The organism is Thalassospira sp. UBA1131 (assembly GCF_002311515.1).
In the GTDB taxonomy this organism is placed as follows: Bacteria; Pseudomonadota; Alphaproteobacteria; order Rhodospirillales; family Thalassospiraceae; genus Thalassospira.
In genome coordinates this window covers 2,305-3,152 of record NZ_DCAO01000010.1, presented here as the reverse complement: position 1 = coordinate 3,152, position 848 = coordinate 2,305, and the positions used below count along the sequence as shown (strand labels likewise).

At 53.2% G+C, this 848-nt stretch carries 1 protein-coding gene; it reads left to right on the top strand.

The window, feature by feature from the left end:
* Positions 1 to 160: 160 nt before the first annotated feature.
* On the top strand, positions 161 to 487 hold the full coding sequence (locus B3Z49_RS01380) for a hypothetical protein (protein WP_063088636.1): 327 nt from the start codon (positions 161 to 163) through the stop codon (positions 485 to 487).
* Positions 488 to 848 lie beyond the last annotated feature (361 nt).

Here is an 848-nt window from a genome sequence, read left to right as displayed (position 1 = left end):
CAAACCAACTGGTTTTGAAGAGACCTTCTTTTAAATAGCTCCATGACACATCACAGCGTCTTTTCGGTCATCATTGCGCGAATTATCAGCCCGGTTGTCTAAGGACACCGGGACGTATCTGTTCGCCTTTTTGATGCACTGAATATCTGTGAGCATTGTCATGACTGATCATGCATTTGCTGCGTCCGCAATGGACGCACATACCCCCAAATCCGTTTACTGTTTTTCCGTTCACGCCGCTGCTGAACCGGATGTGATGCCGCGCGTTCTCGAACTGTTTGCCAAGCGTAATCTGGTTCCGGCCAGCTGGCATTCGACCGTTGCCAATGGTCTGCGCGGTTACGAGGAACTTCAGATCGACATCCAGGTCCAGCAACTTGAAACCAAAGTTGCCGAACACATCGCGCGATGCCTGCGTCAGATCATTCACGTGAATACGGTTCTGACATCGGAAAAAGGCTATTCAAACTCAGCGCTTAGCGCGTAGGCTGTCTTGGTTGCGGCACTGCAAAACTGGTAGTGCCTCCGCCCGACAGGAGTTCTGAATTGGCCTATCTTGATCATATCCATGCGTGCAACAACGCCAATCTGTCGCGCTATGCCCGGTTTCGCATTGGCGATCTTCCGGTCGGTGCCATCCGGTCAGAATTTGCCAGCGCCCTTACCGNNAAAGCTGAATATGGAAGGGGTCCTTCCTGTTCGCGCCAAAAGATGGAGACGCGCAATGGACTATAACGAGAAGCTCGACGCGGCGATTGCGCGCCTGCATGGCGAAGGACGATACCGGACCTTTATCGACATTGAGCGCCGTAATGGCCAGTTCCCCCATGCGGTCTGGACCAAGCCCG